The following is a 21251-nucleotide window of genomic DNA, read 5'->3' on the forward strand; positions in this document are numbered from 1 at the left end:
ACAACCTGCGTCAGTCGCACTGCAGATCAGGTTCAAGTCCGACAGCCTCCTAGAGCGGCGACTAGCTATTTCCTCCCGCGTCGCCGCTACGCCCGCTGCGCATGCTCGCGCAGGGCGCGCTTGACGGCAGCCTCCACGGCCATTTCGATGCGGCGCTCCAGGTCGGCATGCTCGTCCATCGGAATGATGGAAATGCCGCCGCTGGTTTCCAGCACCGCATACTTGATCTGCTCCAGGCGGCCAATACCCTGGTGCTGCCGCGCCGCCTGCAAAATGTCATCGACGCCGACGTTCGAGCATTTCATCCGATCCTCCAGCACGCGGCCATGGTCCACCAGCATCAGCGGCGCCCCGTCAATGAATTTGTCCATGCGCGGGAACTTGGTTTTCACCACGGCCACGAGCCGGTCCAGTGCCACCAGGGTCAGGATGACGGCCAACCCGGACGTGAGCGAGCGGTCGTCGTCCACCAGCGCGTTCTGTGTCGCCTCGCTGATGATCAATAACAGCACGAAATCGAAGGTGGACATTTCCGACAGCGTGCGCTTGCCCGCCAGCCGCAAGATCACCAGCAGGAACAGGTAGATGAAGAAGGTACGGGCAAAGACATCCATGGCCGCGCTCCGCTTCAGGGGTAAACGAATTGCTTGAATTTCAGGCGCGGTTCGCCGGCCACAGCGATCCACCCCTCCAGCATGCCGATGTTTCTGGGTTCGAAGGAAAAATGCACCCGCATCGGTTTTTGCGAGTTGGCCGAGAAAATGTAGGCCGTGCCCTCGCTCTCCAGTACGCTCTTTTCGGGTTCGGGCCTGATTTCCTTGATTTCCACGTCCTGCAGGTATTTTGCATCCAGCACCGCCCGCACCTCGCCGTTGGATGGTTGCAGCGTCAGTGTCAGCCGGTTGGTGGACTTGACGGTCATGAAACGGTCGAATTCCAGCAACGTACCGCCGGCCGGGCTTCGAACCTGGCTGTTGGACAGCGGACCATGGCCCAGCAGGCCGAAGGCGATGGCGACCAGCAACGCGTAGAGCAGGAACCAGCTGACCTTCTGGACACGCCACTCCCGGTGCTGCAGGCGCAGGTCTTCATGCAATTGCAGGTCCGCGTGTCGTTGCTTCATGTCCCGGGGGCTGGCAGCCGAGCGGTGATGACCTTGGGTGGCAAGGCCCGCTCCCGGGTGGCCAACAAAGCCGGCCCAGCTCCGCCCGTGGGCGGGCCAACAACCCTTCGGCGCGGGGCCTTCGGCAAGGCTCTCCTGGGCTTGCCGAAGGGATCGGTCACTCTGCCAAGAGCGAACGGCTGAAGGTACGCCCCCGGCGCGGTTAAGCTGCCGGCCTTTTTCGCGGATGCGCCGCCGGGTGCGGCCGGCTCCGCGGGCCATCGGCCTTCTCCTCAACCCGCTTCAACTCACCCCGGAACGCCCCATGAAGATCCTCACGCTGCACGGCATCAACCTCAACATGTTCGGCAAGCGCGACCCCAAGCAGTACGGCACCGCCACGCTGGCGCAGATCGACGACCAGCTGCGCGCGCTGGGCCAGGAGCTGGGTGCGGAAGTGGAATGCTTCCAGACCAACTTCGAGGGCGAGATGGCCGAGCGCATCCACCGCGCGCACACCGACGGCACCGAGGCCGTGGTCATCAACGCCGGGGCCTGGACGCACTACAGCTACGGCATCCGCGACGCGCTGGCCATCCTCAAGTGCCCGATCATCGAAGTGCACATGTCCAACATCCACGCGCGCGAGGCCTTCCGCCACACCTCCGTGATCGCCGAGATCGCGCGCGGCCAGATCGCCGGCTTCGGCGTGGACAGCTACCTGCTGGGCCTGCGTGCGGCGGTGTCGGCGGTGCAGCAGGCGCAGGCCTGATCGACCTCGTGAGGCTTTTCCGTTCGGGCTGAGCCTGTCGAGGCCCTCTTGGGCAGCCGGGCTGCAGGCCCTTCGACAAGCTCAAGGCGAACGGAAGGCCAGCTCAGTCGGGCTTGGCTGCCGCCGACCGTATCAGCCGCACCAGCGGCTCCAGCGCCCGTTCCAGCTCGGCCACCAGGGGCCGCAGCGCCTCGGCATCGGGTGGCGCTCCTTCCTCGCGCAGCCGCGTCTCCAGTGCACGGGCGGCGGCGGCCAGCTCGGTGGCGCCCAGCGTGGCGGCCACGCCCTTGAGCGAGTGCGCCACCAGCATCGCGCCGCGCTGGTCGCCGCGCGCCAGATGCGCCTGCAGCTTGCGCGCGTCCTCGCTGTGGTGCTCGGCGAAGACGTGCAGCAGCAACTCGTAGCGGTGCTCCATGCCCGGCAGGTTCGACAGCGCCGCGGCCACGTCCACGCCCGGGTGCAGCGCCAGCCGCGCCAGCAGGTCGCCCTGCGCCTCGGCAGCCGGCGGCGCGGGCAGCGCGGCCGGTTCGGCCACCATGGATGAAGCCGCCGCCACCGCGGCCCGGCGCCCGCCGGGCAGCCACTTCAGCAGCGTGGCGTACATGCTCTCGGGGTCCACGGGCTTGGCCACGAAGTCGTTCATGCCCGCGGCCAGGCAGGCGGCGCGGTCCTCGTCGAAGGCGTTGGCCGTCATCGCCAGTACCGGCAGCGCGGCGAACTCGGGCCGGGCGCGCAGCGCGCGCGTGGCCTCCAGCCCGTCCATCACTGGCATCTGCACGTCCATCAGCACCAGGTCGTAGTGCTGCCGCTGCAGCTTCTCCAGCGCCTGCTGGCCGTCCTCGGCCACGTCCACCTCCAGGCCCGCGCCGCGCAGCAGCTCCAGCGCCACTTCACGGTTGACGTAGTTGTCCTCGGCCAGCAGCAGCCGCGCGCCGGCATGGTGCAGCCGCAGCTCGGCCTCGGCGGCGGCCAGCTGCGGCGTGCCCGCGCTCAGCGGCTGGCCGCGGCCCAGCCAGGCCGTGAACCAGAACACGCTGCCCTGCCCCTGCGTGCTTCGCGCGCCGGCCTCGCCGCCCATGAGCGCCGCCAGCCGCCGCGTGATCGCCAGGCCCAGCCCGGTGCCGCCGTGCCTGCGCGTGGTGGAGGCGTCGGCCTGCTCGAAGGCCCCGAACAGCCGGGGCAGCTGCGCCGGCTCGATGCCCACGCCCGTGTCCTCCACCTCGAAGAGCACCAGCACCCGCTCGTCCCGCTGCTCCAGCACCTTCGCGCGCAGGGTGATGCGCCCGCGCGCGGTGAATTTCACGGCGTTGCCGGCGTAGTTCAGCAGCGCCTGGCGCACGCGGGTGTCATCGCCGCGCAGCCACAGCGGCGCCGGGTCGGTGTCGATCTCGACCGCCAGGCCCTTGGCCGAGGCCGAGTCGCCGACGATGGAGCGCACGTGGTCCAGCATCGCCTGCAGCGCGAAGTCGCGTTCCTCCAGCCGCAGCTTGCCGGCCTCGATCTTCGAGAGGTCCAGGATGTCGTTGATGATCGACAGCAGGTGCCGCGCCGCGCCCTCGATCTTGGAGAGCCGCGCGGCCTGCTGCGGCGTTGGCCCCTCGCGCGTGAGCAGGTGCGTCAGGCCCAGGATGGCGTTCATGGGCGTGCGGATCTCGTGGCTCATGTTGGCCAGGAAGGCGCTCTTGGCGCGGCTGGCGGTCTCGGCCGCGGCGCGGGCCTGGTCCAGCTCCGCGGTGCGGCGGTGGACCAGCTCCTCCAGGTGGTGGCGGTGCGCGTCGAGCTCCTCGGCCATGCGCGTCTTCTCGGTCACGTCCTCCTGCACCGAGACGTAGTGCGTGACATGCCCCGCGTCGTCGCGCAGCGGCATGGTCACGGCCGAGTCGATGTACTCGCTGCCGTCGCGGCGGCGGTTGATGAAGTGGCCCCGCCAGGTGCGGCCCTCGGTCAGCGCCTGCCACAGCCGCTCGTAGTCCTCGCGCGGCGTGCGCCCGGACTGCAGCAGCCGCGGGTTGCGTCCCAGCACCTCCTCGCGCGCATAGCCGGTCTGGCGCACGAAGGCCTCGTTGACGTATTCGATGTGCCCTTCGACGTTGGTGATGATGATGCTTTCGCTGCCCTGCTCCACCGCCTGCGCGAGCTTGCGCAGTTGCGCCTGGCTGGCGCGCAGCGCCGCGTTGGCGGCCTCGGCGCGGGCGCGCTCGGCCACCGCGTCCTCCGCCAGGTTCAGCGCCGCCAGCCGCGCGTTGCGCTGCGCCTCCAGCGCCGCGGCCTGCTGCTCGCGCAGCGCCTGCTCGGCCTGCACGCGCGCGGACACGTCCTCGGTGAGGACCAGGATGCCGCCCACGCTGCCGTCGCCCTGGTGCCACGGCTGCGCCACCCAGCGCAGCCATTGCACGCTGCCGTCGTCGCGCCGGAACGCCTCCTCGTCAGCCTGCAGCACTTCGCCGGCCAGGGCGCGGCGGTGGACCTCGCGCCACGCCGGCGGGAGGTCGGGGAACACCTCGTAGTGCGAGCGCCCGGCCAGCGGCTGGCCTTCGAGCCCATAGTCCGTGAGCCAGCGCCGGCTCACGGCCAGGTAGCGCATGTCGCGGTCGAACATGGCCAGCGCCACCGGCGCGTGCTCGATGAACAGCTGCAGCCGCTGCTCGCTGCCGCGCAGCGCCTGCTCGGCCTGCTTGCGCGCCTGGATGTCCTCGACCACGGCGATGAAGCAGTCGGGCTCGCCGTCGCCGCGCCAGATCAGCGACACCGTGAGGTTGACCCAGACCGTGGCGCCATCCTTGTGGAGGTAGCGCTTCTCTATCGAGAAGGTCGTGATCTCGCGCGCCAGCATGCGGCGCACCGCGTCCAGGTCGGCTTCGAGGTGGTCGGGGTGCGTGATGTCCTGGTAGGTCAGCGCCAGCAGCTCCTGTGTCGTGTAGCCCAGGATGTCGCAGAGCTTGCGGTTCACGCGCAGCCATCGCCCGTCGGGCGCCACCAGCGCGATGCCCACGGCGGCCTGCTCGAAGGTGGCCTGGAAGCGCTCCTCGCTGGCCGAGAGGTTCACTTCCGCCTCGCGTTGCTTCTCGCGCGCGGCGTGCAGCAGGGCGCGGGCCGCTTCGATCTCGACGATCCGGGTCCCCCGGCCGGACACGGGCGTGGGCTGGGCCAGCGTGGCCACGGCACGCCCCAGGCGGCGCCCGGCCAGCAGCCCGCCGATGGCCCCCAGCAGCGTCGCGCCCAGCACCGAGGCGGCCAGCGCGCCGGCGGCCCGCAGCCACAGCGCGCGGTACTCGCTGCGCGGGATCTCCACCACCACCGACCAGCCCGAGAGGCCGGACGGCGCGGCGAAGCGCTCGGCCTCGCTCAGCTTCACGTTCGCCGGCACGCGGTGCGCGATGGGCGTGCCCTGCCCGTCCAGCAGCGACGCGGCCCAGCCCCTGGGCAACTGCAGCGCATCGAGCTGGCGCTGCAGCACGGTGGTCTCGACCAGCGTCAGCAGTGCCAGCGCGGTGCCGCCCTCGCGCTGCGCCGGCACGGCGATGACCACCAGCGGCTGCTGCGTTTGCAGCGACACCACCACGTCGCCCACCGCCGGCTGGCCCGAGGCCAACGCGGTGGGCGCGGCGGCGTGCCCTTGCAGGCGCGGCAGCGTCGGCAAGGGCGCACCCAGCGGCAAGCGCGTGTCGAAGAGCATGCGCATGTCCGCGTCCACCACGATCACGTGGCTGCCGAAGCTCTGCTCGAAGTCCCGCGCCGCCTCGTACAGCGCGTCCCAGCCGCGGGCCTGGCGCAGCTGCGACGAGCGCGCGAGCATTTCCAGCGCCGCGATGCGCGTGGCCAGGGTCTGGTCCACCGCGGCGGCGAAGTTGCGCGCCTGGCTGCGCGCCCTGTCCTCGTAGCCCAGCCGCCCGGTGTTGATGCGGTCCCAGGCCAGGGCGCCGGCCAGCAGCGCCAACGGCAGCAGGCACCACCACACCAGCCGGGATAGGTAGCCCACCAGCGACATGCCGCCGTGCGGGGGCGCGGCGGCGGCCGAGCCTCCGGCCGGCATCAGGGCGTCCTCGCGCTTCATGGCGCGGCCGCCCCGGCGTGCCGGCCGCCGCGGTCCTGACAGCCTTCCTGGCTGCTGTCCTCGTCGAAGGCCAGGGGGTACGGCGGCTGCCGGCCCAGCGCCAGCGACAGCGCGTTGACCTGGCGCTTGAGCTCGATCATGTCCAGCTCGCGCCCCACCATGACGCGGTTGAAGCGCTCCAGCTCCTCGTTGCGCGCCGTCAGCGCCTGTTCGGCGCGCTTGCGCTCGGTGATGTCCAGCGCGATGCGGCACACGTAGCGCGCCGTGCCCTGGCCATCGAGCACCGGGAACAGGTGCGACATGAACAGCCGCGGCTGCCCGTCCATCGGCACCGTCTCCTCCACCGAGCAGCGCTCCAGCGAGCGCAGCACGCGCTCGTCGTTGGCGCGGAAGGCCGCCGCGGCCTGCGCGGGGAACAGTTCCAGGTCGGTGCGGCCCAGGATGTCCGCCTCGGCGCGGCCGAGGATGCGCTGCACGTTCGGGTTGGCGACGACGTAGCGCCCCTCGCGGTCCTTGATCGACAGCGCCGAGGGCGAGAAGTGCACGATCGCGTTGAGCTTGTGCTCGCGGTCGCGCAGCACCTCCTCGGCCTGCTTGCGCGCGGTGATGTCGCGCGAGACGCCGAAGACGCCGACCACGGCGCCGCCGTGGTCGCGCAGGGCGCCGCGGGTGGAGAGGAACACGCGCCGGCCCAGCGCCGTGTCGATCTCCACCTCGCGCGTGCGCGTTTGTCCGTCGGCCAGGATGCCGTGGTCCAGCGCGGCGAGCGTCTTGGCCTGCGCCGCGGGCAGCAGCGCGTGGTCGTCGTGGCCGAGCACCTCGCCGGCATCCTTGCCCAGCCAGCGCAGCGCCGCCGGATTGCAGAACAGGTAGCGGCCCTCGGTGTCCTTGGCGCTGATGGCGTCGGAGGAGTTCTCGGCGATGGCTTCCAGCAGGTGCCGCTCCTTGAGCTCGCGCTCGCGCAGCGCCTGCATCGCCGCGGTCCAGCGCCGCAGCTGGTGGTGCAGCAGCAGTGCCGTCACCAGCACGAAGAGCCAGCCCTTGCCCGTCTGCACCACGGAGCGCACGACCGGGTCGGTGACCAGCCAGGCGATCACGCGGTCCGACAGCAGCACCCACAGCGCGGCGGCCACGGCGTAGGTGAGCACCAGGCGGTCGCCGCGCGAGCGGGCCTTGCGATAACCGGTGTCAGGCGCAGGAGGTGGAACGTGGAGCAAGGCGGTCTGTGGCAGTGAAAGGGCCGCTGCGCGGCGGCCTGGGATCGGATCTCTTGTGCTCAGGCCAGCGCGGCGTCGAAGGCGCGCTCCAGCCGCTGCACGGCGCCATCGACGTCCTGCAGCTTGTCCAGCCCGAACAGCCCGATGCGGAAGGTCTTGAACTCCGGTCCCTCGCCGCACTGCAGCGGCACGCCGCCGGCGATCTGCACGCCCTGCGCGAGCAGCTTGCGCCCGGTGTGCAGTTCGGGGTCGGTGGTGTAGCTCACCACCACGCCCGGCGCCTGGAAGCCCGGTGCGGCCACCGGCGGGAAGCCCCGGCGCTCCAGCATCGCGCGCACCGCGGTGCCGAGCTTCCATTGCGCCTGGCACAGCCGTTCGAAGCCGGCGCGCTGCGTCTCGCGCATCACGTCGCGCGTGCGTTGCAGCGCGTCGGTGGGCAGCGTGGCGTGATAGGCATGGCCGCCGTTCTCGTAGGTCTGCATGATCTGCAGCCACTTCTTGAGGTCGCAGGCGAAGCTGGTGCTGGTGGTGTCGGCGATGCGCCGCGCGGCGCGCTCGCCCAGCATCACGAAGGCGGCGCAGGGCGATCCGCTCCAGCCCTTCTGCGGCGCGCTGATGAGCACGTCCACGGCGCAGTCGCGCATGTCCACCCACACGGCGCCGCTGGCGATGCAGTCGAGCACGAACAGCGCGTCCACGCGGCGCGCGGCCTCGCCGACGGCGCGCAGGTAGTCGTGCGGCAGCACCATGCCGGAGGCGGTTTCCACGTGCGGCGCGAACACCACCTCGGGCTTGCCGCGCTCGATGGCGGCCACGACCTCCTCGATGGGCGGCGGGGCGTAGGGCGACTGCGCGCCCTCGCCCTGGCGCCGCGCCTGCAGCACGGTGGTGGCGGCGGGGATGGAGCCCATGTCCAGCAACTGGCTCCAGCGGAAGCTGAACCAGCCGTTGCGGATCACGAGCGCGCGCCGCCCGGTGGCGAACTGCCGTGCCACGGCCTCCATGCCGAAGCTGCCGCTGCCGGGCACCACGGCCACGGCCGAGGCGCCGTAGGCATCGCGCAGCACGGCGGAGATGTCGCGCATCACGCCCTGGAAGCGGGCGGACATGTGGTTCAGGGCCCGGTCGGTATAGACGACCGAGTACTCAAGCAGGCCGTCGGGGTCCACATCGGGCAGCAAGCCGGGCATGAAGAGTCTCCTTTTGTGACTTCAGGGGGTGTGGGGCAGCTTAGCGGATGAATTTGCCGCTCCCGCCGGGGAGGCAAGCGATGTGCACGCGGACTGCGTTGCGACAAGGCCGGGCTCGGCAGGGAACCGCCTCCTGCCGCAGTCTGCTTGCGAAGCCCACTGAATTTTCCGTAATATCCAACTTAACGGAATTTTCGAATATTGCCGTGTTGACGGAGCCACGGCCGCAACACGCCTTGAGTGGTAACGGCCCTCACGGGCCACCAGACCTGGAGAGGCTGGAAATGAAAACCGAATCTTCAATCCTCAGCCAAACCTCCCGTGCAGCCGTTCGAACCCGGCGCGCCGCATCGAAGACACCGCCATCCGATTACGCGTCTCCCGCCGAGATCCGGGCACTGTTGGCCAACAGCCTGGCCAGCCGGCAACAGCGGCTGCAGGCGCAGGACATGATGTCCACGGACGAAGCGGCGGCATTGGTGGGCACGAGTCGCGTCACGATCAACGCCTGGATTGCAAAGGGTCGGGCGATCGGCCTGACCCAGACCAAGCGCGGCTATCGCATGCCGCGCTGGCAGTTCGAGCCCTTGATGTGGGACGCCTTGCCCAAGCTCACCGCCGCGCTGGGCCTCCGGGAGGGCTGGGCACTGCTGGCGTTCCTGGAAACGCCGCTGGGTGGCCTGGGCGGACTGACGCCGCGGCAAGCCATCGAGCAGGGCCAGGCACAGCGTGTCATCGAGCTGGCAGCGCAGGAGGACCAATGAACAGAGTCCTGAATGAAGCTCCAAGAGCTGTCCTACGTACCGGAACATGAGCTTCCGGTTGCATCCACGTTGTTTCGTATCCAGCGGGCCCGATCTCGCCCCGGCACGCAGGCCATCGGGCCGCTGAGGGTCTCACCCCCGGGCACCCTGGCCGGTCGCTTCGACCTGGCCGAGCAAATCGTCGGCTATTTCGCCGAAGGGCCGGAAACGGCGATCTACGAAACGCTGGCTCGGCGCGAAGCCGTTGACCTTTCGTTGGCCGACATCGGCCGCCGTTGTCTGCTGGCACTGCAGACCCGGCAGACCATGCGACTGCTGGACCTTCGGCCCCATGCGTCGTTCCTGCCGGTGCTGCAATCGCTGCGCGTCGGCGTCACCCAACGGATCGCCGCCGATGCGTCGCGCCTGGGTTTCGATGGCCTGGTCTACCGGTCCGCGCAGCACTACGGGCATGACTGCTATGCGCTGTTCCAGCCTGTTCTGGGCCACCTCAAGCTGCTCTGGCGCAAGCCCTTGCTCGATCCGTCCGGTGGCCCGCATCACGCCCTGCTGACCGCCTTGCACGGTTCACAGGTGCCATTGGTGCCCTGAGCTGTCGTTGAGCCGGCCTGTCGGTCGCCTTGGCTCACCACTCCGTCCGCGCAGGCCCCGGCTCCGCAGGTCGCCAGGCCGTTCAAGTCGCCGTCTGGAACCGGCATCAGGTTCAAGGCGTATCCGCCCCCGCGCTGGGCAAATAACTCCACTTCGGCGTCGCCAGCAGCACGAACAGCGACACCGCCGCCAGCGCCATGGCCACGTACAGAAAGCCCGGCGCGTTCGTGAAGCGTTGCGGGTAGATCGCTTGCGCCGCACCCAGCCCCGCCGCGTTGCCCGCCAGCGCCAGAATCGCCGCCGCGAAATCGCGGAAGCGCCGCGCCCGGTTCGCGCCTTGTGACCAGCGCGGGTCGGTGTTGTAGCTGGGCAGGTGGTGGTGCGCGTCCTCCAACTGCTCCAGCACGGCGATGAAGGTGCGCAGGTTGGAGATCGCCCGCTCCGCCATGTAGTTCAGGCAGGCCAGGCACAGCGAGGCCACCGGGAAGCCGAAGATGAGCCACTCCACCGGCGGCTCCCTGGCGCCCGCGGCCGGGCGCAGCGCCACCAGCACCGCCAGCAGGCTCACGACCAGGCTCACGTACAGCGCCAGCGCCTGCTGGCGCTGCGTGATGCGCGCGTTCACCTCCTGGTTGGCGGCAATGAAGCGGTAGTTGGCATCGACGAAGGTTTTGGACATCGGGATCGAGGAAGAGTGGTCTGGGCGGATTCAGCCCCGTTCAGGCGCGGCGGACCGCCTGCATCCTGTGAGCTGTCCAGTATTCCAGCGGCAGCAAGGCCAGCGTGAGGCCCACCATGCCCAGCAGCAGCATGCGCGGCGTCCAGCCCATGAGGGACAGCGAGGCGCACAGCCCCAGCGTGCCCACGCGGGAGGCCGTCAGCACGATGGAGCGGCCAAGGAGGCTGGCTTCCAGCGAAGCGCCCTCCTTCACCATGCCGCCCAGCGTCACGCCCATCTTTTGCGCGTTGACCAGCGGCAGGCCCACCGCGTAACCGGCCACGAAGAAGAACAGGAACCACGGCACCTGCAAGGCCGCCAGCAGGCTGGCCCAGGCCAGCGCCATCAGCCCCAGGAGCCGGCGCAGCGTGCGCAGGCTGGGCCCCGACTGGGCCCGCAGGGCCTGCCGCGTCAACAGGCCCGCACCCAGCAGCGAGGCCAGGGCTTCCACCCAGGCATAGCCGGACAGGGAGCCCACCACCGTCATCGCGCCGCAAACGAACAGCGACAGGCGCAACGCGTGTCCCGCGCCCTCCACCACGTAATAAGGCGCGGTCCTCCAGAAGCGCGGCTGCCGCAGCAGTGCCAGCACGGCGGCCTTGCGCGCCGGCGGCAGGCTCAGCGGCTCGTGGCGCATGCAGGCCAGCAAGGCCAGCGCCGCCAGTCCCGCGCTCAGGAACACGACTGCCAGGCTTTCGGAAAACAGCCTGAACACCAGCAGCGCCCACAGCGGCGCGAACAGCTTCAGCAGGGTGGCGGCGGCCTCCACGGCGCAGAGATAGGCCTGCCGCACCGCGGCGCCCGGCAGGTTCGCCTCCAGCCACAGCCGCGCACCGTAGCTCAGGCCGCGGGCCAGCCCGCCCAGCCCGCACAGCAGCACCAGCCGCGCCGTCACAGGCACCGGCAGCGCGCCGGCCAGCACCAGCGTGCCCGCCAGCGCCGCCACGCCCGCCCGCTGCAGGCGCAGGGCGGGCCAGGCTTCCCGCGCCATCAGCCGGTTGGCGGCCACCTGCCCCAGCACCGTGGCCGCCTGCTGCCCGGCAATGAACAGCAGCACCGCCAGCACCTGCCCGTGCGTGAACGCGTAGGCGCCGACGAAGCCGGTATAGAAGACGTCCACGCCCACGAACAGCAGCGTGGAGCGCCAGACGACGGCTTCGGCGGAGGGAGAGTGGAACCAGCGCGCCGCGACCGTTCTCATGGGCCGCGCAGCCGCGCGTGCACCTCGCGCGCCAGCCGCATGCCGATCACCCCGGCGTTCTCGGCGTCACCCGCTTCGCCCAGCGGCAGGCTGTCCCAGGCCACCGTTTCCGCATCGGGCGCCAGCGCGGCCAGGGCCTGGTTCAGCCGGCTGCCGGGCACCTCGCGCAGGTCCAGCACCGCCACCAGCACCCATTCCCAGTTGATCGCCAGGCGCAGCAGGCCGACGAAATGGTGCCGGCCCAGGCGCTGCAGAGGCGCCAGCTCTTCCGCCGCCAGCCGCGCCAGCACGGCCTGCATGCCCCGCGGCGAGACGTCCGGGGGTTCCAGCACTTCCGTGAACACCGCCGCCCAGCGGCCGGGCGCCGATTGGAGCTGCTCCGCTCGCCGCCCCACCAGGATCCGCTGGCCGGGCAGCAGCACCAGCGAGGCCAGGGTGGTCCCCCAGCTCCAGCCGGCCGCGGCCACGGCCGAAGGCGGCGGGACGTTCCTTTCGCGGATCAGCCGCGCCATCACCAGGCCCTCGGTGTAGGAGCGCTCGCCGGTGCGCAGGCGCAGCTCGCCGGGACGGCGCGTCCAGTGCTTCAGCGCCGCGCGCCGGCCGTCGAAGCCTCCAGGCCGGGCCAGCACCGCTTCAAGCACCCGCGGATGGTGCACCCCGAACTCGGCCTGCAGTTCCGGCGCGATCGGCATGGGCTCCGGCGAGTGGATGCCCGACACCTGCAGCCGGGGCTCGAAACAGGCCCAGCCGAAGGGCTCGAAGAGGTCGCTCACGGCTGCGTGCCCCGCGCCAGCGGCAGCTCCAGCACGAACACCGCGCCGCCCTCCGCCGCGTTGCCCGCCGTCAGCGTGCCGCCGTGGCGCTCGACGATGCCGTAGCTGATGGACAGGCCCAGCCCCGTGCCCTTGCCCACCGGCTTAGTGGTGAAGAAGGGGTCGAACACCCGCGACAGCGCCGCCTCCGGAATGCCCGGCCCGTTGTCGCGGAAGCTCACCCGCACGCGCTCGCCCGTGAGCTCGCTCTCGATCCACAGCGCCGGCGCGGAGCCTTCGCGCGGCGGCTGCGCCGAGGCCGCGTCGTAGGCGTTCTGGATCAGGTTCATCACCACCTGCATCAGCTGCCCGGTGCTGCCCGACACCGTGCACGGCCCCGCCGGCGTCCACTGCACGCTGAAGCCCTGCGCCGTGCCCTTGCAGACCCAGTGGATGGCGCGCTCGATCACGGCGTTGAGATCCACCGCCGCGTGCTCCTCGCGGTCCACCGCCGAGAAGCGTTTCAGGCCCTGCACGATGTCGGCCGTGCGCTGCGCGCCTTCGAGCATGCCGGCGATGAGCGAGGGCAGGTCCGCCAGCAGGTGGTCGATGCGCAGCGAGCGGCGCAGCGCCGCCAGCTCGGCCGCGTCGGCCTGGGCGTGCACGGCCTCCAGGTACTGCGACAGCCGCTGCCCGTAGCGCTGCAGCGCCAGCACGTTGCCCAGCACGAAGCTGATCGGGTTGTTGAGCTCGTGCGCCACGCCGGCCACCAGGCGGCCCAGCGAGGCCAGCTTTTCCGAGTGCAGCAACTGCTGCTGCGTGCGCTTGAGCGCCTCGTGCGCCTCGCGCAGCTCGCGGTAGGCGCGCTTGATCTCGGCCATGGGCCGGCCCACGAAGACCGTGCCCACGCGGCGCCCGTTGCCGTCCAGCCGTGGCGTGCAGTTGAGATCCACCGGTACCGCGCGGCCCTGGGCGTCCAGCAGCTCGATCTCCACCGCTTCGCCCGCGCGCGACGGCGTGGGCGTGCGCTGCTCGACGATGGCGCGCAGCCGCGCCACGGCCGCCTCGTCGGCCAGCAGCGTATAGACGCTGGTGCCGCGCAGCTCCGCGTCGCTGCGCCCGATGAGCTCGCGCAGCGCGGCGTTGGTTTCCTCGATGGCGCCGCGGTGGTCGCAAGCCACCAGCACGTCGCTCATGGCCGAGAGCAGGCTGAAGATGAACTGCTGCGACTGCTCCAGCTGCGCGTTCTTCTCCTCCAGCGCCACTTCGTCGCGCAGCAGCTGCGAATAGACCTCGTCCATCTTCTGGATCACGTCGATCCAGGTGTCCTCCTCCACGCCTTCGAGCCGCGCCTCCTCGCCCAGCAGGCGGTGGCGCTGCGGGTCGTCCAGCGGCGAGGGACGCGCGGGGCGCCGGGAGCGGGAGCCGTCGTTCATGGCGTCAGTGCACCGTGCACACCATGCACGGATCGAAGGAGCGCACCACGTGCTGCACCGCCACCGGCGTGGCCTCGCCGCGGCGCACCGGCGCCCCCTGCAGCGCGGCCTCCAGCGCGCCCGGCGTGCCGGCGGCGTCGCGCGGGGAGAAGTTCCAGGAGGTGGGCGCGACGATCTGGTAGCTCGCGATGCGCCCGCGCTCCACGCGCAGCCAGTGGCCCAGGCTGCCGCGCGCGGCTTCCACCAGGCCCGTGCCGGCGCCGTCCTCCGGCAGCTCCGCCGCCTCGCACCAGGGCTCGCCCGGGCGCAGCGCGCGCAGCCAGTCTTCCATCAGCGGCACCACGCGCGCGAGCTCCAGCAGCCGCGCCAGCACGCGGGTGTGGACGTTGCCGCCACAACGGCGCACCGCGTCCAGCACCAGCGGCTGCGCCGCCGCGAGCTGGCGCGCCACGGCGCCGCACTCCACCACCTGCCCGGCCAGGCGCGGCGCCTTGTTCCAGGTGTAGGCGCCGGCCTTGTCCGCCACCGGCAGCGTCAGGCCCTCGCGCGGGTGCAGCGCGCCGCCGCCGTCGGCCAGCCAGGCATGGGTGGCGTCCTCGGTGATGGCGTCCACGTCCAGCGGACGCAGCGCCTGCGCCTGCTGGTGCCACACGCCGCGCGGCAGGGCATGCGTGCCATCGGGCTGCAGGTAGGCGCCGTAGCTCAGGAAGCGCCCCGGGCCGGGGCCCAGCGCGTCCAGGCCCAGCGCGTCCGAGATCGCCAGGAACAGGCCGAAGTCGCCGCGGTCACCCTCCTGCAGCCAGGCGCGCAGCGCGTCCTCGCTCTGCAAGGCGGTGACTTCCTCCAGCGGCGCGCCGAAGAGCTGCTGCTGCAGGAAGCCGCGGAACTCGCGCACCTTGGCCAGCAGCCGCAGCCGCTCGGCGGGCTCCACCGCGCGCGTGCAGCCGCCGGGGTGGATGGCATGCGTGTGCGGCCACTTGCCGCCCAGCATGCCCAGCAGCGTGAACCAGCGCTGGCGCGCGGCGATGGCGCGGCGCGCCAGCTCGCCGGCCTGGGCCTCGAAGCGGCGCAGCGCCTCGGCATGCCAGCGCTCGCCCGCGTACACCGCGCGCGTGAAGTCGGGCATGAAGAAGAGATAGAAGTGCGTGAGGTGGTCGGCCAGGTTCTCGGTGGCGAGCATCAGGTTCTGCGCCAGCAGCCCGTTGGGCGGCGGCGCCACGCCGGCCAGGTCCGACAGCGCCCGCGCCGCGGCCACCGACTGCGACACCGAGCAGATGCCGCACAGCCGCGGCACGATCACCAGCGCGTCCAGCGGCTCCTTGCCCGGCAGGATCTGCTCGAAGCCGCGGTACATGGGCGAGTTCACCCATGCGGCCCGCACGCGGCCTTGCGCCACGTCGAGCTGCACTTCCAGATCGCCCTCGACGCGGTTGAAGGGGCCGACGATCAGCCTGCTCATTCCACTCCTCGTTACTTCAGCCGCGTGCGCCGCACCGCCGGCGGCACCACCACGCGGTCCGACACCGCGTTGAGCTTGACGCGCTTGGGCGTCGCGCTCTTGGACAGCGAGGCCAGCGCGACGAACCAGGCCTTGGGCATGTCGGTGGGCAGCCCGATGGGGATGCCCGCGACCTTGGGCGTGAGGTGGAAGGCGTGGCGCGGCTCCTGGAAGCCCGGTTCGGTGCAGCTCACGCAGGCGTAGCCGCCGCGCGTGCACGAGCCCTCGCCGTTCCACAGCCGCGTGTTGCAGTCGGCATGCGCCTGCGTGCCCTTGCAGCCCATGTGTTCCATCATGCAGCCCAGGTCGCCGGGCCTTTCGGCGCTGGCCTTGAACTCGTAGAACTCGTTGCGCGTGCAGCCGTGGTGCACGAGCTGGTCGGCGTAGAAGCGCGGGCGCTGCAGCGGGTCGAGGCCGTCGGCGCCGAGTTGCCCCTCGGCCAGCGCCATGAGCGTGTCCACCACCCAGCCCGGGTGCGTGGGGCAGCCCGCGACGTTGACCACCGGCAGCCCGCCCGTGGCGCGGAAGTCCGTGCCCAGCAGCCCGCCGGGGTGCTCGTCCTCGTACTGCAGCCCGCAGGCCTCGGTCGGATTGGGACCGCCGGCCGTGATGCCGCCCCAGGCCGCGCAGCTGCCGATGGCCACCACGTGGCGCGCCACGCCGGCCAGGCGCCGCACCCAGGCGATCATGGGCACGTTGGTGCCGGCCAGGTGGTGGAAGCGCCCGCTGCCGTTGGGCCCGCGCAGCAGCGCGCCCTCGATGCACAGCGCATCCACCTGCACGCGGCCGTCGATGCAGTCGTCCAGCAGTTCCCTCACCTCATGGCCGCTTTGCAGCGACAGCGAGGGGTGCCACAGCAAGTTGATGCCGGCGTCGCGCAGCAGCGCATGGAAGTCCGTGGTGTCGGCGCACAGCAGCGACATGCTGCAGCCGCCGCAGCCGCCGGACTGGAGCCACAGGACGTTGAAGGGGTCAGCAGGCGTCATTCAGGGCTCGCTTTGGCAATGAAGGATGGCGCCATGCCACGGAGAGTGCAGTGCCGTCTTGGAGCAGTGGACTTGCTGTCTCTCGTGAGCCAAGGCGCTGCGCACCCTACGAAGTTGAGAGCGGGGCAAATCAGCCTGCGGCCAGCCCCTGAGGGCTTTCGCCATGCCGTGCTGTGCGATGACTTTCACCCCTTCTCCTCCAACCCATACCGCACCAGCTTCGCGCGCAGCCCCACGCGCGAGAGGCCGAGTTCGCGTGCGGCGTGGGTCTTGTTCCAGCGCAGGCGCAGCATCACCTCGCGCAGCAGCATGGCCTCCACGGCTTCCAGCCGCTGCGCCAGCGTGCCGCTGGCCGGCAGCGCCGGCGCGCCACGGCCGTGGCCCTGTCCATTGCCCGCGGCGGCAGCGGCGCTCACCCCGGCCTGCCCGTGCAGCACCTTGAGCGAGAAGTGGCGCGCGGGGACCACGGGGCCGTCGCTCAGCGCCGCGGCGCGGCGGATCTCGTTGCGCAGTTCGCGGATGTTGCCCGGCCACGGATAGCCCATCAGCACCGGCGTCACGTCCTCGTCGAAGCGCAGCCCGGCGCGGCCCAGCTCCAGCCCCACGTCGTGCAGCAGCCGCCGCGCGATGGGCGGGATGTCGGCCACGCGCTCACGCAGCGCCGGCATGGCCAGCGTCACGCCCGCGATGCGGTAGTACAGGTCCTCGCGGAAGCGCCCGGCGCGCACCTCGGCCTCCAGGTCGCGGTGCGTGGCCGCGACCACGCGCACGTCCACCGGCACCGGCGTGGCGGAGCCCACCGGCCGCACCTCGCCCTCCTGCAGCACGCGCAGCAGCTTCACCTGGAAGGCCGGCGAGGTCTCGCCGATCTCGTCCAGGAAGATCGTGCCGCCGTGGGCGCGCTGGAACAGGCCCGGGTGGTCCTCGTAGGCGCCGGTGAAGGCGCCGCGCTTGTGGCCGAACAGCTCGCTCTCCAGCAGCGTGTCGGCGATGGCGGCGCAGTTCTCGATCACGAAGGGCGCCGCCGCGCGCGGGCTGGCGTAGTGGATGGCGCGCGCCAGCAGCTCCTTGCCCGTGCCCGATTCGCCCAGCACCAGCACCGGCAGGTCGTAGCGCGCCATGCGCTCGGCCATGGCGCACACGCCGTCCAGCGGGCTGCCCGGGGCGCGCTCGATGCGATCGAAATCGAACACCGCGCGCGCCCTGGCCAGCGCCTCGCTGCGGCGCTGGCGCAGCACGGGCGTGGCGGTGCGCAGGTCCACGTCCAGGCGCTGCAGGCTGCGCTGCAGGGTGCGGGTCTCGGCCGCGGCGCGCACGGTGGCCAGCAGCGCATCGGGCACCCAGGGCTTGAGCACGTACTGATGGATGCCCGCCTCGTTGAGCCCGGTGATGATGTCCTCGCTGTCGGTGTAGCCGCTGACGATGATGCGCACCGCCTCGGGCCAGCGCTGGCGCGCCTCCTTGAGGAACTCCACGCCGCTGACGCCCGGCATGCGCTGGTCGCACAGGATCACGGCCACCTCGTGGCGCTCCATCAGCGCGCGCGCCTCGTCGGCATGCGCCGCTTCGAGGATGTGGAACTCCTCGTCCAGCGTGCGCCGCATGGCCTCGCGCGAGCGCGCCTCGTCATCGACGACGAGGACGATGGGTAGCGGGTCGGCAGCGGGCGGGATCATGGGCGGTGACGGCTCGGGAGCGCGGGGCAAGGCGGCCATTGTCCCTGGCCGGCCGGCGGCACCGGCGCGGCTCAGCAGATGCGCGGCAGCTGCTCCCCGCTCAACCAGTCCACCACGCGCCGCCCGCCCAGCCTGGTTGCCATCTGCACGAAGCGGTGCGGGTCCTCGGTCACGGTGCCGATGCGCGCCGCGTTCGCGCCGAGGGGGTGCGCGCGCATGGCGGCCAGCACCGCGTCGGCCGCCTCCGGCGCGCAGACCGCGATGAGCTTGCCCTCGTTGGCGACGTAGAGCGGGTCCAGCCCCAGCAACTCGCAGGCGGCGTCCACCTGCGGCAGCACGGGAATGGCGGCCTCCTCCAGCAGCATGCCCACGCCGGACTGGCGCGCGATCTCGTTGAGCGTGGTCGCCAGGCCGCCGCGCGTGGGGTCGCGCAGCACGTGCAGCGTGCCCTCGCGCCCCGGCAGCGCGGCCAGCATGTCCGCCACCAGGGCGTGCAGCGCGGCGGTGTCGGAGACGATGGCCGTCTCGAAGGCCAGCGACTCGCGCTGCGACAGCACCGCCACGCCGTGCTCGCCGATGGTGCCGGAGACCAGGATCACGTCCCCGGGCCGCGCGTTGGCGCCCGAGGTGTCCACGCCCGGCGCGGCCACGCCCACGCCGGTGGTGGAGATGAAGACGCCGTCGCCCTTGCCCTGCTCCACCACCTTGGTGTCGCCGGTGACGATGGCCACGCCGGCCTCGCGCGCGGCGGCGCCCATCGAGTCCACGATGCGCTTGAGATCGGCCAGCGGGAAACCTTCCTCCAGGATGAAGCTGGCGCTGAGGTACAGCGGCGTGGCGCCGTTCATCGCCACGTCGTTGACGGTGCCGTGCACGCTCAGGGCGCCGATGTCGCCGCCGGGGAAGAACAGCGGCGAGATCACGTGCGCGTCGGTCGCCACCACCAGGCGCCCGGCGCCGGGCAGCGGCAGCGCCGCGCCGTCGTGGCCCTGGCGCAGGTACGGGTTGTCGAAGGCCGGCAGGAACAGCTCCTCGATGAGCTGCATGGCGGCGCGTCCGCCGGCGCCGTGGTTCATGTCCACGCGGCCGGTCTTGACGTTCAGCGGGCGGACGTAGTCCTTCTTGATGGTGCTCATGGGTGCTGTGCCCTCACGCCGCCACGACCGGGATGTCGCGGAACCGGCCGTAGGAGTAATGGGCCGCGCAGGCGCCTTCGGAGGACACCATGCACGAGCCCATGGGGTTCTCGGGCGTGCACACGCTGCCGAAGAGCTTGCAGTCCGTCGGGCGCTTGACCCCGCGCAGGATCTCGCCGCAGGCGCATTGCTTGTGGTCGGGCACCGGGCGGTAGGTGAGCGCGAAACGCTTCTCGGCGTCGAAGCGCTCGAATTCCGGGCGGATCCTCAAGGCGCTGCCAGGCACCTCGCCCAGCCCGCGCCATTCGAAGCTCTCGCGCAGCTCGAACACCTCGGCCACCACGGCCTGCGCCGCGGCGTTGCCCTGGCGCGTGACGGCGCGGCTGAACTCGTTCTCCACCTCGGCGCGGCCCTCGTTGACCTGGCGCACCAGCATCAGCACCGCCTGCATCACGTCCAGCGGCTCGAAGCCGGCGATCACCACGGGCTTGCGGTAGTCGCGCGCGAAACCTTCGTAGGGCGCCGAGCCGATGACGATGCTCACGTGCGCCGGGCCGACAAAGCCGTCCAGCGGCACGGTGCGCCAGTCGCGCACCTCGGGCGAGTTCAGGATGTGCGCGATGGCCGCCGGCGTGAGCACGTGGCAACACAGCACGCTGAAGTTCTTCAGGTCTTCCCGGGCCGCCTGGCGGATCGCCAGCGCCGTGGGCGGCGTGGTGGTCTCGAAGCCGATGGCCAGGAACACCACCTCGCGCTGCGGATTCGCGCGCGCGACCTGCAGCACGTCGGCCGCGGAATAGACCATGCGGATGTCGCCGCCGCGCGCCTTGGCGCGCATCAGCGACAGCGGCTCGCCGCCCGGCGACGCGGGCGAGGCCGGCACGCGCAGCGTGTCGCCGTAGGTGCAGACGATGGCGCCGCGCTGCAGCGCGAGCCGGATCGCCAGGTCGATGCGCCCGATGGGCAGCACGCACACCGGGCAGCCCGGGCCGTGGACCATGCGCACGTTGGGCGGCAGCAGCTCCGTCACGCCGTAGCGCGAGATGGCGTGCGTGTGGCCGCCGCAGAACTCCATGAAGGCGTAGGCGCGTGCCGGGTCGGCCTCGGCCGCCAGGCGCGCGGCGATCTTGCGGGCGATCTCGCCGTCGCGGAACTCGTCGATGTACTTCATGGCGCGGGCGTGGTGTTGTCGTTGAGCGCGGCGAGCTCGCCGAACAGCGCCAGGGTGCGCTCGGCCTCCTCGGGGTCGATCATCCCGATGGCATGGCCGACGTGGACGATGACGTAGTCGCCCAGCCGCGCCTGCGGCACGAGGGCGATGGACACGGTCTTGCGCACGCCGCCGAGGTCCACCACGGCGTCCGTGCCTCCTTCGGGCAGGCTGACCACGCGGGCCGGTAAGGCTAGGCACATGAGGAGGTCTCCGTCAGGGCGGGTTGAGCCAGGGTTTCGAATTCGGTGGATGCGTCCGCAGCGATGGCCGTGGCGGCCAGGCCTCCGGGCTCGGCCAGCTGCAGCGCGGCGGCCCAGGCCTGGCCCAGCGCCAGCCCGGCGTCGCCGCAGCTCACGGCCTGGGGCCGCAGTACGGGCAGGCCCAGGGCCGCGAGCGTGTGCGTCAGCCGCGCGTTCAGCAGCCGGTTGAAGAAGCAACCACCGCCCAGCGCCACCTGCGCCGCGCCATGTTGCTGGCTGGCGCGCTGCGCCCAGCCGGCCAGCGCGTCGGCGAGCTGCACGTGGAACAGCGCCGCGGCCTCGCCCTGCCGGCCGGCGTCGCCCAGCGTGGCCACGTGTTCCAGCAGCGGCAGCAGCGCCAGCGTGCCGTCGGCGCCAACGCGCGCCAGCGGTGGTCGGACTTCTTGCGCCAGCGCCTCGATCAGCGTGGGCAGCGCGGTGACGGTGTCGGTGGCCAGCCGCTCCAGCGCGATGGCGGCCTCGGCCTCCGCCGCCTGGCGCACCGACAGGCCCAGCAGCCCGGCCGCGGCATCGAACCAGCGGCCGGCGCTGGTGGAGGCGGGGCAGTTCAGGCCGCGCGCCAGCATGGTCGCCACCAGCCTGGCGGTGCCTTCGCCCACGGCGGGGCCGAGGCGCGGCGGGATGTCCGCGCCGCGGCCCAGCGCGTGCAGCACTGCGGCGGCCAGGCGCCAGGGTTCGCGCGCGG

The 21251-nt window shown here is 71.6% G+C and carries 18 protein-coding genes and 1 pseudogene; 3 read left to right on the forward strand and 16 right to left on the reverse strand.

Annotated features, from left to right (window positions below):
• Positions 1-86: 86 nt before the first annotated feature.
• Both Q0741_RS00300 and Q0741_RS00305 read right to left on the reverse strand, forming a co-directional pair.
• Complete coding sequence (locus Q0741_RS00300) at positions 87-614, reverse strand: DUF421 domain-containing protein (protein ID WP_298231206.1); 528 nt, start codon at positions 612-614, stop codon at positions 87-89.
• A gap of 14 nt (positions 615-628) precedes the next feature.
• A complete protein-coding gene (locus Q0741_RS00305; RefSeq protein WP_298231207.1) occupies positions 629-1384 on the reverse strand; it encodes a hypothetical protein in 756 nt (251 codons plus the stop codon).
• Between the two features lie 43 nt (positions 1385-1427).
• Here Q0741_RS00305 and aroQ point away from each other — a divergent pair, with 43 nt between their 5' ends.
• The gene (aroQ, locus tag Q0741_RS00310; protein ID WP_298231208.1) at positions 1428-1874 is read left to right on the forward strand and encodes a type II 3-dehydroquinate dehydratase; all 447 of its coding nucleotides are present in this window, start codon (positions 1428-1430) and stop codon (positions 1872-1874) included.
• Between the two features lie 103 nt (positions 1875-1977).
• Here aroQ and Q0741_RS00315 read toward each other — a convergent pair whose 3' ends face one another.
• The 3 genes from Q0741_RS00315 to Q0741_RS00325 all read right to left on the reverse strand — a co-directional run bounded on the left by Q0741_RS00315 (position 1978) and on the right by Q0741_RS00325 (position 8335).
• Positions 1978-5928: a PAS domain S-box protein gene (locus tag Q0741_RS00315; RefSeq protein ID WP_298231209.1), complete on the reverse strand. Its 3951-nt coding sequence runs from the start codon at positions 5926-5928 to the stop codon at positions 1978-1980.
• Entirely contained in the window at positions 5925-7076 is a 1152-nt protein-coding gene (locus Q0741_RS00320) for a PAS domain-containing protein (protein ID WP_298231210.1), read from the reverse strand. The genes Q0741_RS00315 and Q0741_RS00320 overlap by 4 nt, the downstream gene beginning before the upstream one ends.
• Positions 7077-7204: 128 nt before the next feature.
• Complete coding sequence (locus tag Q0741_RS00325; RefSeq protein ID WP_298231211.1) at positions 7205-8335, reverse strand: alanine--glyoxylate aminotransferase family protein; 1131 nt, start codon at positions 8333-8335, stop codon at positions 7205-7207.
• Between the two features lie 284 nt (positions 8336-8619).
• Here Q0741_RS00325 and Q0741_RS00330 point away from each other — a divergent pair, with 284 nt between their 5' ends.
• On the forward strand, positions 8620-9099 hold the full coding sequence (locus tag Q0741_RS00330) for a hypothetical protein (RefSeq protein WP_298231212.1): 480 nt from the start codon (positions 8620-8622) through the stop codon (positions 9097-9099).
• Positions 9100-9111: 12 nt separating this feature from the next.
• Positions 9112-9690, forward strand: a complete 579-nt coding sequence (locus tag Q0741_RS00335; protein ID WP_298231213.1) for an RES family NAD+ phosphorylase — start codon at positions 9112-9114, stop codon at positions 9688-9690.
• Positions 9691-9802: 112 nt separating this feature from the next.
• Here the strand turns inward: Q0741_RS00335 and Q0741_RS00340 are convergent, their stop codons facing one another.
• From Q0741_RS00340 to Q0741_RS00390, 11 genes and pseudogenes are all read right to left on the reverse strand, one after another.
• The gene (locus Q0741_RS00340; protein WP_298231214.1) at positions 9803-10369 is read right to left on the reverse strand and encodes a hypothetical protein; all 567 of its coding nucleotides are present in this window, start codon (positions 10367-10369) and stop codon (positions 9803-9805) included.
• A gap of 40 nt (positions 10370-10409) precedes the next feature.
• Positions 10410-11609: a hypothetical protein gene (locus Q0741_RS00345; RefSeq protein ID WP_298231215.1), complete on the reverse strand. Its 1200-nt coding sequence runs from the start codon at positions 11607-11609 to the stop codon at positions 10410-10412.
• Entirely contained in the window at positions 11606-12382 is a 777-nt protein-coding gene (locus Q0741_RS00350) for a hypothetical protein (RefSeq protein WP_298231216.1), read from the reverse strand. The genes Q0741_RS00345 and Q0741_RS00350 overlap by 4 nt, the downstream gene beginning before the upstream one ends.
• Entirely contained in the window at positions 12379-13797 is a 1419-nt protein-coding gene (locus Q0741_RS00355; RefSeq protein WP_298231217.1) for an ATP-binding protein, read from the reverse strand. The genes Q0741_RS00350 and Q0741_RS00355 overlap by 4 nt, the downstream gene beginning before the upstream one ends.
• Before the next feature lie 4 nt (positions 13798-13801).
• Entirely contained in the window at positions 13802-15256 is a 1455-nt protein-coding gene (locus Q0741_RS00360; RefSeq protein ID WP_298231218.1) for a nickel-dependent hydrogenase large subunit, read from the reverse strand.
• Positions 15257-15267: 11 nt separating this feature from the next.
• A complete protein-coding gene (locus Q0741_RS00365; protein WP_298231219.1) occupies positions 15268-16281 on the reverse strand; it encodes a HupU protein in 1014 nt (337 codons plus the stop codon).
• Positions 16282-16466: 185 nt separating this feature from the next.
• On the reverse strand, positions 16467-17957 hold the full coding sequence (locus tag Q0741_RS00370; protein ID WP_298231220.1) for a sigma-54 dependent transcriptional regulator: 1491 nt from the start codon (positions 17955-17957) through the stop codon (positions 16467-16469).
• A gap of 71 nt (positions 17958-18028) precedes the next feature.
• A complete protein-coding gene (gene hypE / locus Q0741_RS00375; RefSeq protein ID WP_298231221.1) occupies positions 18029-19093 on the reverse strand; it encodes a hydrogenase expression/formation protein HypE in 1065 nt (354 codons plus the stop codon).
• 13 nt (positions 19094-19106) lie between these two features.
• Positions 19107-20264 carry a hydrogenase formation protein HypD gene (gene hypD / locus Q0741_RS00380; protein WP_298231222.1) on the reverse strand — a complete coding sequence of 386 codons (1158 nt, stop codon included), beginning with the start codon at positions 20262-20264 and terminating at the stop codon, positions 19107-19109.
• Positions 20261-20506, reverse strand: coding sequence for a HypC/HybG/HupF family hydrogenase formation chaperone (locus Q0741_RS00385; RefSeq protein WP_298231223.1), 246 nt, complete (start codon positions 20504-20506; stop codon positions 20261-20263). Before Q0741_RS00385 ends, hypD begins: the two co-directional genes overlap by 4 nt.
• Positions 20497-21251 (reverse strand): annotated as a pseudogene (locus tag Q0741_RS00390) (carbamoyltransferase HypF); the annotation flags it as partial. The gene Q0741_RS00385 and the pseudogene Q0741_RS00390, both read right to left, overlap by 10 nt.

Origin of the sequence: uncultured Azohydromonas sp. (genome assembly GCF_937926365.1) — a bacterium.
Lineage (GTDB): Bacteria > Pseudomonadota > Gammaproteobacteria > Burkholderiales > Burkholderiaceae_C > Azohydromonas.

Coding starts and splice junctions, on each gene's coding strand:
- Q0741_RS00300 (WP_298231206.1), bottom strand. CDS start 614: ATGGATGTCTTTGCCCGTACCTTCTTCATCTACCTGTTCCTGCTGGTG.
- Q0741_RS00305 (WP_298231207.1), bottom strand. CDS start 1,384: ATGGCCCGCGGAGCCGGCCGCACCCGGCGGCGCATCCGCGAAAAAGGC.
- aroQ (WP_298231208.1), top strand. CDS start 1,428: ATGAAGATCCTCACGCTGCACGGCATCAACCTCAACATGTTCGGCAAG.
- Q0741_RS00315 (WP_298231209.1), bottom strand. CDS start 5,928: ATGAAGCGCGAGGACGCCCTGATGCCGGCCGGAGGCTCGGCCGCCGCC.
- Q0741_RS00325 (WP_298231211.1), bottom strand. CDS start 8,335: ATGCCCGGCTTGCTGCCCGATGTGGACCCCGACGGCCTGCTTGAGTAC.
- Q0741_RS00330 (WP_298231212.1), top strand. CDS start 8,620: ATGAAAACCGAATCTTCAATCCTCAGCCAAACCTCCCGTGCAGCCGTT.
- Q0741_RS00335 (WP_298231213.1), top strand. CDS start 9,112: ATGAAGCTCCAAGAGCTGTCCTACGTACCGGAACATGAGCTTCCGGTT.
- Q0741_RS00340 (WP_298231214.1), bottom strand. CDS start 10,369: ATGTCCAAAACCTTCGTCGATGCCAACTACCGCTTCATTGCCGCCAAC.
- Q0741_RS00345 (WP_298231215.1), bottom strand. CDS start 11,609: ATGAGAACGGTCGCGGCGCGCTGGTTCCACTCTCCCTCCGCCGAAGCC.
- Q0741_RS00355 (WP_298231217.1), bottom strand. CDS start 13,797: ATGAACGACGGCTCCCGCTCCCGGCGCCCCGCGCGTCCCTCGCCGCTG.
- Q0741_RS00360 (WP_298231218.1), bottom strand. CDS start 15,256: ATGAGCAGGCTGATCGTCGGCCCCTTCAACCGCGTCGAGGGCGATCTG.
- Q0741_RS00365 (WP_298231219.1), bottom strand. CDS start 16,281: ATGACGCCTGCTGACCCCTTCAACGTCCTGTGGCTCCAGTCCGGCGGC.
- Q0741_RS00370 (WP_298231220.1), bottom strand. CDS start 17,957: ATGATCCCGCCCGCTGCCGACCCGCTACCCATCGTCCTCGTCGTCGAT.
- hypE (WP_298231221.1), bottom strand. CDS start 19,093: ATGAGCACCATCAAGAAGGACTACGTCCGCCCGCTGAACGTCAAGACC.
- hypD (WP_298231222.1), bottom strand. CDS start 20,264: ATGAAGTACATCGACGAGTTCCGCGACGGCGAGATCGCCCGCAAGATC.
- Q0741_RS00385 (WP_298231223.1), bottom strand. CDS start 20,506: ATGTGCCTAGCCTTACCGGCCCGCGTGGTCAGCCTGCCCGAAGGAGGC.